Origin of the sequence: Amycolatopsis orientalis, from assembly GCF_000943515.2 — a bacterium.
Taxonomy (GTDB): Bacteria; Actinomycetota; Actinomycetes; order Mycobacteriales; family Pseudonocardiaceae; genus Amycolatopsis; species Amycolatopsis orientalis.
In genome coordinates, this window is record NZ_CP016174.1 from 5,783,928 (window position 1) to 5,797,695 (window position 13,768).

Genomic DNA, 13,768 nt, shown 5'->3' on the forward strand with positions numbered 1-13,768 from the left:
GAGGTCTTCTCTCGTCCGAGCGCACTTCCGTCGAGTGCGTCGACTACTTCTCGTTCGAAGGTGACTCCGCGTTAGCCGTTATCGGGAAGAAACCCGATATTCACCCTTTTGGGTGTCCTCGCCGAGGTGGCGTACCTGGTCATCGGGCGATCGGCGTAAACGGGGAGAGCCGGACAGCTCACTTTGGGTGACAGCGCGGGCTCGGCCGGTCAGTCCACCTGCCCGGCGTCCGCGAGCATCCCGAGGCCCCGCCGGCCCGCGGGCGGGCACAGGTGGGCGTCGGCCGACGTGAGCCAGGCCGACTCCGCGATCTCCCGGCCGGGCAGGAGCTCGCCGTGATGCTCGGCGGTGTAACAGGTCATCCGGACCCGGCGGCCGTCCGCGAAACCGTCGGCCTGCTCGTTCAGCAGCGTGAAGAAGCGGAAGCTGAGCGGGTCGAGCTCGACGCCGAGTTCCTCCCTGATCTCCCGGCACAGCCCGGCGACATCACCCTCCCCCGGCTCACGTTTGCCTCCCGGCAGGTAGAACTTGGCCTTGCCTTCGGTCCGTACCGACAGCAGACGGCGGTCGCGGACGTGGATCCAGGCCAGTGAATCGATCTCGGATGCGGACACGATCCGATTCTGTCACCCGGAAGCGAGGGCGTGCCGCGCGAGGAAATGCGCGGTGTCCACCGTGGACCGGTAGAGCGCGCGGTAGTGCGGATAGAACTCGTCGTAGACATCGGCGTCGGCGCCGGGGCGGACGATCTCGGCGACGGGGTTCCAGGCTTCGATATCCGGTTCCCGCCCCAGCGCCACGGACGCGAGAACGGCGTTGCCGAACGCGGCCCCGATGGTTTCCGCGGGGATCTCCTGATCGATCCGCGCGACGTCGCTGACGATGCGCGTCCACACCCCGCCTCGCGTCCCGCCGCCGACGGCGACGAACCGGCGCGCGCCGCCCCCGGCTTCCCGCATGGCTTCGAGGTTGTGCCGCACCCCGTACGCCGTGCCCTCCAGCGCCGCGCGGTACAACTCGGCGCGGCCGTGGGAAGTGGTGAGCCCGGCGATGACGCCGCGCGCGTCCGGATCCGGGATCGGTGTCCGTTCCCCGGCGAAGTACGGCAGCATCAGCAACCCCCGGCTGCCCGCCGGGACCCTGCCCGCCGAGGCCGAGAGATCCCCGAACTCGCCGCCGAAGAGATCCCGCAGCCAGTCGGTGATCGCCCCGGAGGTGGCCATCCCCGCCGCGAGCGAATAACTGCCGGGGACCACGCCGCGGGTCGTCCACAACCCGGGGCCGGGACGGGGATCGGAGAGCACCTGAATCAGGAACATCGTGGTGCCGTACATGAGCATCGTGTCCCCGGGCGAGGTCACGCCGGCCCCGGTCGCCTCGGCCCAGGCGTCCACCGTGCCCGCCGTCACCGGGATCCCTTGCGGCAGGCCGGTTTCCGCGGCCGCCTCGGCGGTGACCGCGCCGACCACCTCGGTCGGCCAGGCGAGCCTGGGCAGTTCGACGCCGGGGGCGATCGCGGCGACCCTGTCCGGCGCCCACCGGGCTTCACGCAGGTCGTACATCGGGTCGCACTGGCTCGCGGAATGGTGATCGAGGACGTATTCCCCCGTCAGGCGCAGGACGAGGAACGAACTCGCCATCAGGAAGAGTTTCGCCCGTTCGAAAACCTCCGGCTCGTTCTTGGCCAGCCACCGCCATTTCGGGCCGACGGCCTGCGAGCCGAGTGCGCTTCCGCCGCGTTCCACAATGGATTCTTCACCGAATTCCCGGGTTAATTCCCGGATTTCGTCGTACGCACGGGTGTCGACGCCGTAAAGGATCGCCGGGCGCAAGGGTTTCCCGGAAGAGTCGGCGGGCAGGAGCACCGGTCCGATCCCGCTGACCGAGACCCCGATGATGGGATGATCCCCGGCGCCCGCGGAAAGTTTCCTGGCCAAGGCCAGGAAATCCTGCCACCACACGGTTTCGGCGTCGTGCTCGAACCAGCCAGGCCGGGGACGGGAGGTTTCGTGCGGCCGGGACGCCCGCGCCACCACGGTGCCCCGGGAATCGACGAGCACCCCCTTGGAACTCGAGGTGCCGATGTCGATGCCGAGCACCAGGCCCGGGTCGCCCACGGCACCTCCGAACTCCGGAACGCGATCAGCGCATAACGCGATCAGCGGATGGTAACGATTGTCGGCCAAGCTATTCTTCCCGTGCGAAGGTGTCAAGACACCTGCAGAAGGGGAGGTCACGGTGGCCACCATCAACGACGTGGCGGCGAAGGCCGGGGTTTCGACGGCGACCGTGTCGAGGACGCTCAACGGAAAGTCCACTGTGGATCCGGCCCTCGCGGCCCGGGTACAGGCCGCCGCCGCGGAATTGGGATACCACCCGAACGGGCTCGCGAGGAATCTGCGCCGTCAGGAGACCGCGGTACTCGCGCTGATCATCTCCGACGTGGAGAACCCCTTCTTCACCGCGATCGCCCGTGGCGTGGAGGACATCGCGCAGACGGCGGGCTACTCGGTGGTGTTGTGCAACGCGGACGACAACGAGGAGAAGGAGCGGCGCTACATCGACGTCGCCCTCCAGGAGCGGGTCGCCGGCGTGGTGCTCTCCCCCACCGGCCGGGCCACCAACGTCGACAGGCTGACCCAGCGCGGCACACCCGTGGTCGCGGTGGACAGGCCGCTGTCGGAGAACACCGGCGACCAGGTGCTGGTCGACACCCGGCTCGCCGCCCGCGACGCGACACAGCACCTGCTCGACGGCGGATACCGGCGGGTCGCGTGCGTCAGCGGGCCACCCGGGGTCCGCACGGCCGAAGACCGGCTGGCCGGCTACACCGACGCCGTCGGCGCGGAGAACGCGCTCACCCGGCGTGCCGAGTTCCGGGCCGAGGGCGGCAGGCTCGCCGCGCTCAGCCTCCTCGACGAGCCGGAGCCGCCGGACGCGCTGCTGATCGGCAACAGCACGATGGCGATCGGCGTACTGGAGGCGCTGGCCTCACGCGGGCTGCGATCGGGACAGGACGTGGGCATCGTGTCCTTCGACGACGCTCCGTGGACGACGCTCATCGATCCGCCGCTGACGGTGGTCGCCCAGCCCGCGAACGAGGTGGGCAGGGTCGCCGCCGAATTGCTGCTCGCCCGGATCGGCGACAGTACGCGCAAGGCCACGACGACCACGTTGCAGGCGAAACTGATCGTGCGCCGGAGTTCGAGGCGCGACTGAAGGACGCACGACGTGCCTGGGCGACCGGTTCGCACCGGCCGCCCAGGAACGCCCCACCCCCTTGTTCCCCCAAGCCGGCCCCACACCAGCCGGGTTCCCCGAAGCGGTGGGAAAGAAATCGATTACCATTCGGAAGGTAAGTTGCCTTTAGCGGCCTGTCAAGCCGGGGAGCCTGGACAAGGCCGCCCGATCCGGGCACACTGTGGCGAAATTGCCTACTGCGCGTGTTTGATTCCGTGCGCTCTGTGTTCATCTCTGGTGAATTCACCCACGAAATCGAGATGAGACCGCACGAACCCGCACAGACGCGTTACCCTAGGCGCATGTCCATAGCGCTCGAGAACGTCCTCGCCAAGGCCGGCCTCAAGGTCGACGCCCACGAGTTCCTGACCCTCGTGGAGGACGCGGCGCGAAAACTGTCCCCGCCGAACCCCGATCCGTCGCATTACTTCTCGGCGGATCAGCGTGCGGCGCTCACCGACGTCGGGCTGGACATCTCGCCCCGCAGCGAGGACGAACCGGACTTCCGTGCCCGCACGGTCGCCGCGCACGCCGTACTCGCGGATTCCGCGCTCAGTGTGCTGGAAGCGGCGAAGGCGCTGGGTGTGGACGACAGCCGCATCCGCCACCGTCTCAAGGAGGGCAGGCTCACCGGCTGGAAGGACCAGGGCTGGCGGCTGCCCGCCTGGCAGTTCACCGGCTCCGGGGTGCTGCCCGGCCTGGAGGTCGTGCTGCGCGCCGTGCCCGAGGACCAGCCCGCGCTGGTCGTGGCCGCGTTCATGAGCACACCGCAGGCCGATCTGGTGATCAACGACCATCCCGCCACCCCGCGCCAATGGCTGCTTTCCGGCGGCGATCCCGAGCACGTCGCCAGGCTGGTGGCCACGCTAGGGTCTCCGTTCTGAGGTGCCCGCCGGCGGAGCTGAGATGCACCCGGAAAAGGACCACACGCGTGAACCCGCCCTGGCCGAAGGCCCCGGCTATCGCGGTGGCGGGGTGCCCTGTCCACTCAACGTGACGTGGCCCACCAGCCGGCACCCCGCCGACGTCGATCGCGGACGCGGGTTCACCTCAGACGCTAAGGTGTTCTGCCCGACGACGGAAAATTTCAGTCGGGGGTAGGCCGTAGGCTGATCCCACCGAGCAAGATCACCCGACAAGGACGGACGACTCCCGAGGTATGGCCCGGCTCCCTCTGCCGCCCGCACGCTCTGTCCTGGTCAAGGAGCTGCACCGCACCAGCGACGTGGTGACGGTGCACCCCGGCACCAGGCTGGTCAGGATCTTCACCGCGCACGGCAATCACCCCCAGCAGTGGAATTCGTTCCGCTACAGCGGCCCGCTCCCGCACGGCCGCTTCGATCCGCAGACCCCCGGTCGCGGCGGGCGCCCGGTCACCGACCCCGGCAACGGCGTCCTGTACTTCGGCCTCACCGTGCGCACCAGCATCGCGGAGGTCTTCCAGACCACGTCCACGGTCGACCGCAAATCCCGCGGCCCGCGCCTGGTCGTCGTCCGGCCGACCCGCACACTGCGGCTGCTCGACCTCGCCGGTCTGTGGCCGACCCGCGTCGGCGCCTCGCAGGAGATCTCCAGCGGCCCGAAGAAGATCACCCAGGCGTGGGCCCGCGCCATCCGCGCCGCCTTCGGCGACCTCGACGGTGTCTGGTACCGGTCGTCCATGGATTCCGGCGGCCCCGCGCTCGCGCTGTGGGATCCGCCCGCCGGGAACTCGCTGCCGGTCGCGCCGGACGTACTGCTCCCCCTCGACCATCCGGGACTCGACGTCCCGCTGGGCCGGGTGTGCGAAGAGCTGAACTACACGCTGCTGAGCTGAACCCGCTCCTGCCCCGTGTCCCCCCGTGCTATGAAAGGTCCTTTCCTTGCAAATTTTGCAAGGAAAGGACCTTTCATAGCGTTCATAGACCCGGAGATCAGAGGTGGCGGCCCCACCACTCCAGCACGGCGTCGAACCGCTGCACCCGGTGCCGCGGCTTCCCCGAACGGGTGAGTTCGTGGCCTTCGCCCGGGAACAGCAGGAATTCCGCGGGAGCCCCGTTCCGTCGCAGCGCCACGTACATCCGCTGCGCCTGCTCCAGCGGGCACCGCCAGTCCTGCTCGGAGTGCACGACCATGAACGGGATGTCGATCTTCCCCGCATAGGTCAGCGGGCTGCACTTGCGCTGCTCGTCGGGATCGTCCCCGACGTAGCCCTCCGCGAAGAACCACCCGATGTCCGAGCTGCCGGTGAACGAGTCGAAGGCGTTGAGCGCGCGCTCGCTCCACGCGGCGCGGAACCGGCCGCCGTGGTGCGCGGCGAGCCAGCTGGTCATGTAGCCGCCGTATGAACCGCCCATGACGCCGACGCGGTCGCCGTCCAGGTCGGCCAGTTTCAGCGCTTCGTCCAGCAGGGTCAGGAGATCCAGCGCGTCCACGGTGCCGAAGCCGTTGACGATGCTGCGGCCGTGGCTCTCGCCGTAGCCGGCGGAACCGCGCGGATTCCCCAGGATGACGGCGTAGCCCGCCGCGGCGAGCACCTGCGCCTCGTCGAAGACCTTCCATTCGTACGGCGCGAACGGTCCACCGTGGACCATCAGGACGACGGGATGGGGCCCTTCGCCCTCGGGGCGGACCACCCAGCCGTGCACCGGATAGCCGTCGGACGCGGTCGCGTCCAGCTCCTCCAGCGGACGGATCCCGGTGTCCCGCAACGCTTTCGAGTAGTCCGTGAGCACGGCGGGACTCGCTCCGGACAGCAGCACGACATCGCCGGAACTCTCCGGCGTCCCGATCACCGCGGCGATCCGTTCGCCGTCGACGGTGAACGACTTCACCGCGGCGGATTCACCCGCCAGGCACCGCAACGTTTTCAGCTCCGCCAGGTCGGCGTCGAGCGGCACGACGCGCAGTTCGGCGGCACCGCGGTGGCGGACCACGACCAGCGCCTCATCGCCGAGGACGACCGGAGGGCCGGCTGCAATGTCGCAATCCACCGATTCGACGTCGGTCAGCCGCCGCGCGAGCGACGGGTCGCCGCCGCCGGGCCACGGCGCGTGCCAGAGCCCGGTGTTGCGGGCGACCTCTTCCAGACCGGGAAATTCGGTGCCGTAGAACAGGATCGAGCCGTCCGGCGCGGAAGCCGGTTTGGCCGCGGTACCCAGTGTCCGCACCAGAAGTCGCGGTTCACCGCCCCCGGCGGGGACGGCGTAGACGTCCGAGCGGACGGTGTCTTCGGCGGCCCAGTCACGGGGCGCGACGATCAGGACGGACTCACCGTCGACCGTCCACGAAGGATGCTCGACGTCGGCACGGTCGTCGGTCAGCGGAGTGAGGTCGACGGGGGCGGGCTCGTCCAGCGCGGCGACGGCGTCCACGACGAACAGCCGTTGTGGACGGTCGTTGAGGAAGCCGACGTCGTCGACCCGGTAGAAGAGGTTCGTGATGTGCCGCGGTGCTTCTTCGCCCGGTTCCGGGGTTTCGCCGTCCGCGTTCTCCGTGCCGTAACGGCCCGGCTCGGGCACGCGGGCGACGAAGGCGATCCGGCGGGAATCGGGAGCCCAGACCGGGGCGCCGGCGCCGAGGGGAAGGTCGGTGATCCGCTTCGCGTCACCCCCGGCCGCGGCGATCACGTGCACCTGCGGTTTGGCCTCGCGACCGGAACCCTCCCCCGCGCGGAGGAAGGCGACCCACCGCCCGTCCGGGGAGATGGCGGGGGCGGAGTCCTGGATCCCGTGGGTCCAGGGCCCTTCCCCGCCGTCGAGGTCGACCCGGCGCAGGCCACCGCGGTAGCTGTTCGTCTTCAGATCAGGCCTGCTCACGGCGGTGAGCAGCAGGTCTCCGCGCAGCGCGGGAGCGCCGGGGACCGTCAGGGCTTCGATGTCAACGGGACGCACGGCCCCGACGGTACCCGATCCTTAGCAGTTCTAACTACTGATCGAAGACTCCCGCTCGGCGGCTTCCAGTTTCTTCGCTTTAGCGAGGCTGGCCAGCGTCGTCACGGTCAGGACCACGACGATGACACCGAGGGAGACCCAGTTGTTGATGTCGAGCCAGTCCGGCACCACGTGGTACTCGTGCAGCGCGTGCAGGAACAGCTTGGCGCCGATGAAGGCGAGGATCACCGCGAGACCGTAGGACAGGTACACCAGCTTGGTGACCAGGCCGCCGAGCAGGAAGTACAGCTGGCGCAGGCCCATCAGCGCGAACGCGTTGGCGGTGAAGACCAGGAACGCCTCCTGGGTGATGCCGAAGATCGCCGGGATCGAGTCGACGGCGAACAGCAGGTCGGCGCTGCCGATCGCGACGATCACCAGGAACATCGGGGTGATCCAGCGCTTGCCGTCCTTCTTCACGAAGGACTTGTGCCCGTGCCACTCTTCGGTGACCGGGAAGAGCTTGCGCACCCAGCGGGTGAGCGCGTTCTCCTCGTATTCCTCTTCTTCGTCCTTGTTGCGGACCATGCTGATCGCGGTCCAGATGAGGACCGCGCCGAAGAGGAAGAAGACCCAGACGAACTGCGCGATCAGCGCGGCGCCCACGGCGATGAACACACTGCGCATGGCGAGCGCGAGCAGGATGCCGATCAGCAGCACCCGGTGCTGGTGGATCGCGGGCACCTTGAACGACGTCATGATGATCATGAAGATGAACAGGTTGTCGACGCTCAGCGAGTACTCGGTGATGTACCCGGTGAAGAACTGGACCCCGGGGTCGTGTCCGGCGAAGACCCAGACGCCGATACCGAAGGCGACGGCCACCGCGACGTAGAAAATGACCCACCTGGCGGCCTCGCCGGTGGTGACCTCATGCGGCTTGCGATCGACGATGACGAGGTCGAGTGCGATCAGCGCGAGCAGACCGCCGACCGTGGCGATCCATAGCCACAGGGGAACAGACATCTAACCAACCCTCCGGATAGTGCACAGCAGCAACTAACCGGAGGTCTCTTCCGCCGGTACGAGACCGGCCGACGGTGCCGGGGGCCTGCGAAGGCCACCGTGCTGACGACACCGCCGCGAAGGAATACTCCCCTCACAGCTGGTCCAGTTTGACCTGTCTGTACGCATGACGCCAGTTAAGGTTGCCCTTGTCACCAAGATGATGGCGTAACTCCCGTCACACCGATCCCGCTTGTGTGGTCCGCGTGAGCCGGACGGGCGACTCTCAGCATCGGTGAAATACGGTCATTCCGTGCCCCGAATCCCGCTCCCTCGCACGCGAGGCGCGAAGCTCACCGCGCTCGCCGCGGTCGTGGTGGTCCTGGCCGCCGCGGCCGTCGTGTGGACGACCAGCGACCCCGCGCCGTCCGCAGTGAAAACCCAGGAAGCGACCCTCGACCTGCCCGAAACACCGGGTTCGCCGGAGGTCGTCAAGATCGACACGACGATGTACGTCCCCGAGCGGACCCCGGCTCCGGCCGTCCTGCTCGCCCACGGTTTCGGCGGCGACAAGAACAGTGTCGCCACCGAAGCCCGCGAACTCGCCGACAAGGGTTTCGTCGTACTCGCCTGGTCCGCCCGCGGTTTCGGCCGCAGCACCGGCAAGATCGCGCTGAACGACCCCGACCGCGAGGTCGCCGACGCCCGGAAGCTGATCGACCACCTCGCCACGAGGCCGGAAGTGCTCAGCGAGAACGGCGATCCGAAGGTGGCCGCGTCCGGCGCCTCGTACGGCGGCGCGCTGTCCCTGCTGCTCGCCGGGACCGACAAGCGGGTCGACGCGATCGCGCCGGTGATCACCTACAACGACCTCGCGCAGGGCCTTTTCCCGAACGCGGCCTCGGCGACGGCCCCGGCCGCCACCACTCCGGCCGCGGGCGCGTTCACCGCGGACGGCGTCTTCAAGAAGTCGTGGGCCGGCATCTTCTTCTCCGCCGGCTCCGGCGCGGCGCAGAGTGGCTCTCCCGCCAACGACGCGCCCGAAGCCGGTGACGAGACGAGCGAATCCGGTGCGGCACAGGGCGCGGGAGCCGCGGGCGCCGCGGCGCAGTCCCTTCCGCTCGGCGGCCCGAACGGCCAGCGGCCACCGAGCGGCCCGGCCGACCCTTGTGGACGGTTCACCGCCGACGTCTGCCAGGCCTACACCGAACTCGCCACCACCGGTAAGGCGAGCCCGCGCACCATCGACCTGCTCCGCCGCGTCTCCCCCGCGTCCGTGACGGACAAGATCACCGTGCCGACCCTGCTGGTGCAGGGCGAAAGCGACACCCTGTTCGGGTTGGACCAGTCCGACGCGACCGCCCGGCAGATCGCCGCGGCGGGCGGCAAGGTCCGCACGATCTGGTACACCGGCGGCCACGACGGCGGGAAACCCGGGCAGAAGCTGCGGGCGACGATCGCCGACTTCCTCAAGTTCTCCCTCACCGGGCAGGGCACCGATCCCGGTACCGGGTTCAGCTACGACATCCAGGGCACGCTGCGCGCCAACGGCGCCCCGTCGGTCCGGACGGTCACCGCACCGGCGTACCCGGGCGCCACCGGCGACGCCACCGAACGACGGCGGTTCACCCTGGAGGGCCCGGCCCAGCCGGTCGTCCGGCCCGCCGGCGGCAACCCCGCCGCGGTGAGCGGCATCCCCGGTTTGAACGGCGCGGTGGCCAGTTCTTCCCGGCTGTCCGGACTGTTCACTGTGGACCCGCCCGGTCAGGCCGCGCAGTTCACGACGCGGCCCCTCGACGCGCAGACCATCGTGGCCGGTTCGTCCACGGTCCGGCTGCAGGTCTCGGCCGATCCAGTGGTGAACTCTTCCGGTGCCGCGCCGCAGAAGGAAGCCGTCCTGTTCGCGAAGCTCTACGACGTCAACTCCGAGGGCGTGCGCGCGCTTCCGGCGAACGCGGTCGCCCCGTTCCGCGTCTCCGGTCTGCCCGCGGACGGCAGCCCGGTCGAGGTGACGGTGACCCTGCCGGGCATCGTGCGGCCGCTGGAGGCCGGGCATACGCTCCGGCTCGTCGTCGGCACCACGGACCAGTCGTTCGCGACCCCGGTCGAACCCGCGGTGTTCCGCGTCGGACTGGCTGACGGCGGACAGCTCGGCGTCCCGGTCGTCCACGGCACTTCGGTCGGGGTGGGAGCGCCGACGGCGCAGCTGCTCGGGATCGCCGGGACGCTGCTCGCGGGTATCGCGATCACGGTGATCGCCGCGTTCCGCCGCCGCCGCGCCCACGACGTCGACGAGAGCCTGGCGAAGACGCCGCTGGTGATCGAAGGACTGCGCAAGGCGTACGCGGGCGGATTCGTCGCGGTGAAGGATCTGTCGTTCCGGGTGGAACCCGGCCAGGTCCTCGGCCTGCTCGGGCCGAACGGCGCGGGCAAGACGACGACGCTGCGCATGCTGATGGGGCTCATCACGCCGACCGCGGGCACCATCCGGGTGTTCGGCCACCTGATCGCGCCCGGCGCGCCGGTGCTGTCCCGGATCGGGTCCTTTGTGGAGGGTTCGGGGTTCCTGCCGCACCTGTCCGGCAAGGAGAACCTGGAGCTGTACTGGGCGAGCACGGGCCGCCCGAGGGACAAGGCCCATTTCGCCGAGGCACTGGAGATCGCCGGGCTCGGCGACGCGGTGAACCGGCGGGTCCGCACCTACAGCCAGGGAATGCGGCAGCGGCTCGCGATCGCGCAGGCGATGCTCGGCCTGCCGGAGCTCATGGTGCTCGACGAACCGACCAACGGGCTCGACCCGCCCCAGATCCACCAGATGCGCGAGGTGCTCCAGCGCTACGCGGCGACCGGGCGCACCGTGGTGGTTTCGAGCCACCTGCTGGCCGAGGTCGAGCAGACCTGTACGCACGTGGTCGTGATGCACCGCGGCATGCTGGTCGCCTCGGGTGAGGTCGGCGAACTGGCCGCGTCCAGTGGCGAGGCGACCTTCCGGGTCGACAAGCCCGCCGAGGCGGCCGAAGCGCTGCGGAAAGTCGGCGGCGTTTCCGGCGTCGACGTCGACGGGGAACTGGTCCACGCGGATCTCGACGGTCTCGCGCGCGCCGAGGCGGTCGCCGCCCTCGTGCGCGCCGGGGTCGCGGTCGAACAGGCCGGGCCGAGGCGCCGTCTGGAAGACGCGTTCCTGCAGCTGGTCGGAGAGGACTCGAAGGGTGAGTAAAACCAATGGTTCTTCCCCGGTGACCCGGGCGGATCATGGCGTGCACACCGACCCGGCCGCGCTGCTGGAGCTGACCGAGGTCGCTTCGCACGAACGGACCGAGGTCGGCCCGGACGGGGCGGTGGCCGGGTACCGCGCCGACCGGACCCTGCGGCTCGGCGTCGAGCTGAAACGGCAGCTCAAACGGCGGCGGACCCAGTTCATGCTGGGGTTCGTCGCGCTGCTGCCGTTCATCCTGGTCATCGCGTTCGAGATCGGGCAGGCCAACCCGAACCGCCGCAGCGGCGGTTTCGTCGACCTCGCCACCGCGAGCGCGCCGAACTTCGTGGTGCTCGCGCTGTTCGTCTCCGGAACGTTCCTGCTGCCGATGATCGTGGCGCTGTTCTACGGCGACACGATCGCGAGCGAGGCGTCGTGGTCGAGCTTGAAGTACCTGCTCGCGATGCCGGTCCCCCGGCACCGGGTGCTGCGGCAGAAGGCGATCGTCTCCGGCATCCTCTCGGCGGCCGCGCTGATCCTGTTGCCGCTGGTTTCGCTGGCGGTCGGCGTCATCTGGTACGGAGCGGGCGACGCGATCAGCCCGACCGGGGACGCGGTGACCTTCGGCGACAGCCTCGTGGCCATGGGCCTGGCGACGATCTACATCATCCTGCAGCTGGCGTGGGTGGCCGGGCTGGCGATGCTGCTCTCGGTCGCCACCGACGCCCCGCTGGGTGCCGTCGGCGGGGCGGTGATCGTCGCGATCGTTTCGCAGATCCTCGATCAGATCACCGCGCTGGAAGGGCTGCGGGACTACCTGCCGACGCATTTCGCGTTCTCGTGGATGGATCTGATCTCGACCGATATCGACTGGACGAACATGGCCAACGGCATGCTGTCGGCCGCGTTGTACGGCACCGTGTTCTTCCTGCTCGCCGGTCGGCGATTCGCGACGAAGGACATCACCAGCTGAGAGCGTTTCCGCACTGAAAAAACACCGGGGTCCACCGGGAAGACGAAATCCTCTTCCCTGGTGGGCCCCGGTTTTCACTGGCCGTGGCGACCTTCACCCGTTAGCGCCGGTAATCGGTGTTTCATGCGCATGAGAACATCGTTTTTCAGATCATCGACTCATCGGGTGAAAAGTTCCCCTTCACCATCGACGACCTCCGGGAAATCCTTATCTTCAGTGCGAAGGTGCCGACGCGAGAAGAAAGCGGGGATGTCACCATGACCCAGTCGATCGAGATCCCGGTCCAGGAATTCGCTCTTGATTGGACCATGAGCTCCGGCAAGGGCGGGCGAGTCGGATTCGCCGTCTCGGGTCAGGTGACACTTCTCGACAACAAGCGGTTCTACAAGATCGACGGCGTCCTCTACATCTCCGAGGGCAGCGCCTACTGCCGCGAGATCGGCAACCCGCATTTGTTCGTCCGCCGCAACGGCGTCGAGGAGAGCGGCAGGCAATGGGGCTGGGAGACCATCTGCAACCGCAAGTCCTGCAGCAGGCTGTGCGCCATGGACGCGTATTTCGTCCGCACCGGCTACTGGGCGCCCGCCGACCGGGCCATCCAGCTGAGCATCGGCGCCGAGACCGGGTGGAATCGCAAGCGCTCCTTCAGCCCCACGGTCACCGTGCGCCTGGCCGACTGAGACGCGACTCCACTGTAGAGGTCCGCCGGCTCGGGTACGGTCGGGCTCATGGCCACCTCTTCGATCCGCGTGGACGACGAAGGCGGGATCGCCGTCGTCACCCTGCAGCACGGCAAAGCCAATACCCTCGACACCGAGTTCTGCCAGGAACTGATCGTCCGCCTCGAAGACGTCCAGCTCGGCGGCTATCGCGGCGTCGTGCTGACAGGCTCGGGAAGCATCTTTTCGGCGGGCGTCGACCTGCGCCGGGTGCATGACGGCGGCGCCGGTTACATCGAGGACTTCCTGCCCGCGTTGTCGGACGCGTTCCTTTCGGTGTTCGGCTTCCCCGGTCCGGTGGTCGCGGCCCTCAACGGCCACGCGATCGCCGGCGGGGCGGTGCTCGCCGCCGCCTGCGACCGCCGGATCCTCGCCTCGGGCCCGAGCCGGATCGGGGTCACCGAACTGCTCGTCGGCGTCCCGTTCCCGTTGGCGGCGCTGGAGATCCTGCGCTCGGGCTTCGGCGCCGACATCCTCGGTGAGCTGGCGTTCCTCGGCGAAACCCACCTGCCCGACGACGCGCTCCGGCTCGGTCTGGTGGACGAGGTGACCGCGCCGGAGACCGTGCTGCCGCGAGCGGTCGAGCTGGCCAAGAAGCTCGCCGAGATCCCCGCGGCCGCGTACGCGCACACGAAGGCCCAGCTGCACCGACCGTTCCACGAGCGGATCGCGGAACACCGCACCGGCGACGACGCCCATGTCCTCGAACTGTGGAGCTCCCCTGAGGCGCTCGCGGCCATCAATGCCTACGTCGACAGGGTGCTCCGCGGCCAGGCCTGAGCAC

The 13,768-nt window shown here is 69.0% G+C and carries 11 protein-coding genes; 7 read left to right on the top strand and 4 right to left on the bottom strand.

Annotated elements, in window-relative coordinates:
- Window positions 1–209 precede the first annotated feature (209 nt).
- Entirely contained in the window at window positions 210–614 is a 405-nt protein-coding gene (locus tag SD37_RS25270; protein WP_083255074.1) for an NUDIX hydrolase, read from the bottom strand.
- 12 nt (window positions 615–626) lie between these two features.
- Entirely contained in the window at window positions 627–2,117 is a 1,491-nt protein-coding gene (locus tag SD37_RS25275) for an FGGY-family carbohydrate kinase (protein WP_044851232.1), read from the bottom strand.
- Between the two features lie 121 nt (window positions 2,118–2,238).
- Here SD37_RS25275 and SD37_RS25280 point away from each other — a divergent pair, with 121 nt between their 5' ends.
- The 3 genes from SD37_RS25280 to SD37_RS25290 all read left to right on the top strand — a co-directional run bounded on the left by SD37_RS25280 (window position 2,239) and on the right by SD37_RS25290 (window position 5,056).
- Window positions 2,239–3,219 carry a LacI family DNA-binding transcriptional regulator gene (locus SD37_RS25280; RefSeq protein WP_044851099.1) on the top strand — a complete coding sequence of 327 codons (981 nt, stop codon included), beginning with the start codon at window positions 2,239–2,241 and terminating at the stop codon, window positions 3,217–3,219.
- 323 nt (window positions 3,220–3,542) lie between these two features.
- Complete coding sequence (locus SD37_RS25285; protein WP_044851100.1) at window positions 3,543–4,124, top strand: hypothetical protein; 582 nt, start codon at window positions 3,543–3,545, stop codon at window positions 4,122–4,124.
- Window positions 4,125–4,399: 275 nt separating this feature from the next.
- Entirely contained in the window at window positions 4,400–5,056 is a 657-nt protein-coding gene (locus tag SD37_RS25290) for an RES family NAD+ phosphorylase (protein ID WP_037313256.1), read from the top strand.
- Window positions 5,057–5,153: 97 nt separating this feature from the next.
- Here SD37_RS25290 and SD37_RS25295 read toward each other — a convergent pair whose 3' ends face one another.
- Window positions 5,154–7,112 carry a S9 family peptidase gene (locus SD37_RS25295; protein WP_044851101.1) on the bottom strand — a complete coding sequence of 653 codons (1,959 nt, stop codon included), beginning with the start codon at window positions 7,110–7,112 and terminating at the stop codon, window positions 5,154–5,156.
- Between the two features lie 30 nt (window positions 7,113–7,142).
- Entirely contained in the window at window positions 7,143–8,117 is a 975-nt protein-coding gene (locus tag SD37_RS25300; RefSeq protein ID WP_037313260.1) for a TerC family protein, read from the bottom strand.
- 274 nt (window positions 8,118–8,391) lie between these two features.
- On the opposite strand from SD37_RS25300, the gene SD37_RS25305 reads away from it, so the two are divergent.
- From SD37_RS25305 to SD37_RS25320, 4 genes are all read left to right on the top strand, one after another.
- On the top strand, window positions 8,392–11,313 hold the full coding sequence (locus SD37_RS25305; protein ID WP_083255075.1) for an alpha/beta fold hydrolase: 2,922 nt from the start codon (window positions 8,392–8,394) through the stop codon (window positions 11,311–11,313).
- Complete coding sequence (locus tag SD37_RS25310) at window positions 11,306–12,265, top strand: ABC transporter permease (RefSeq protein WP_044851103.1); 960 nt, start codon at window positions 11,306–11,308, stop codon at window positions 12,263–12,265. The genes SD37_RS25305 and SD37_RS25310 overlap by 8 nt, the downstream gene beginning before the upstream one ends.
- A 257-nt stretch (window positions 12,266–12,522) precedes the next feature.
- The gene (locus SD37_RS25315) at window positions 12,523–12,945 is read left to right on the top strand and encodes a hypothetical protein (RefSeq protein ID WP_044851233.1); all 423 of its coding nucleotides are present in this window, start codon (window positions 12,523–12,525) and stop codon (window positions 12,943–12,945) included.
- 48 nt (window positions 12,946–12,993) lie between these two features.
- On the top strand, window positions 12,994–13,764 hold the full coding sequence (locus SD37_RS25320) for an enoyl-CoA hydratase/isomerase family protein (protein ID WP_044851104.1): 771 nt from the start codon (window positions 12,994–12,996) through the stop codon (window positions 13,762–13,764).
- Window positions 13,765–13,768: the final 4 nt, after the last annotated feature.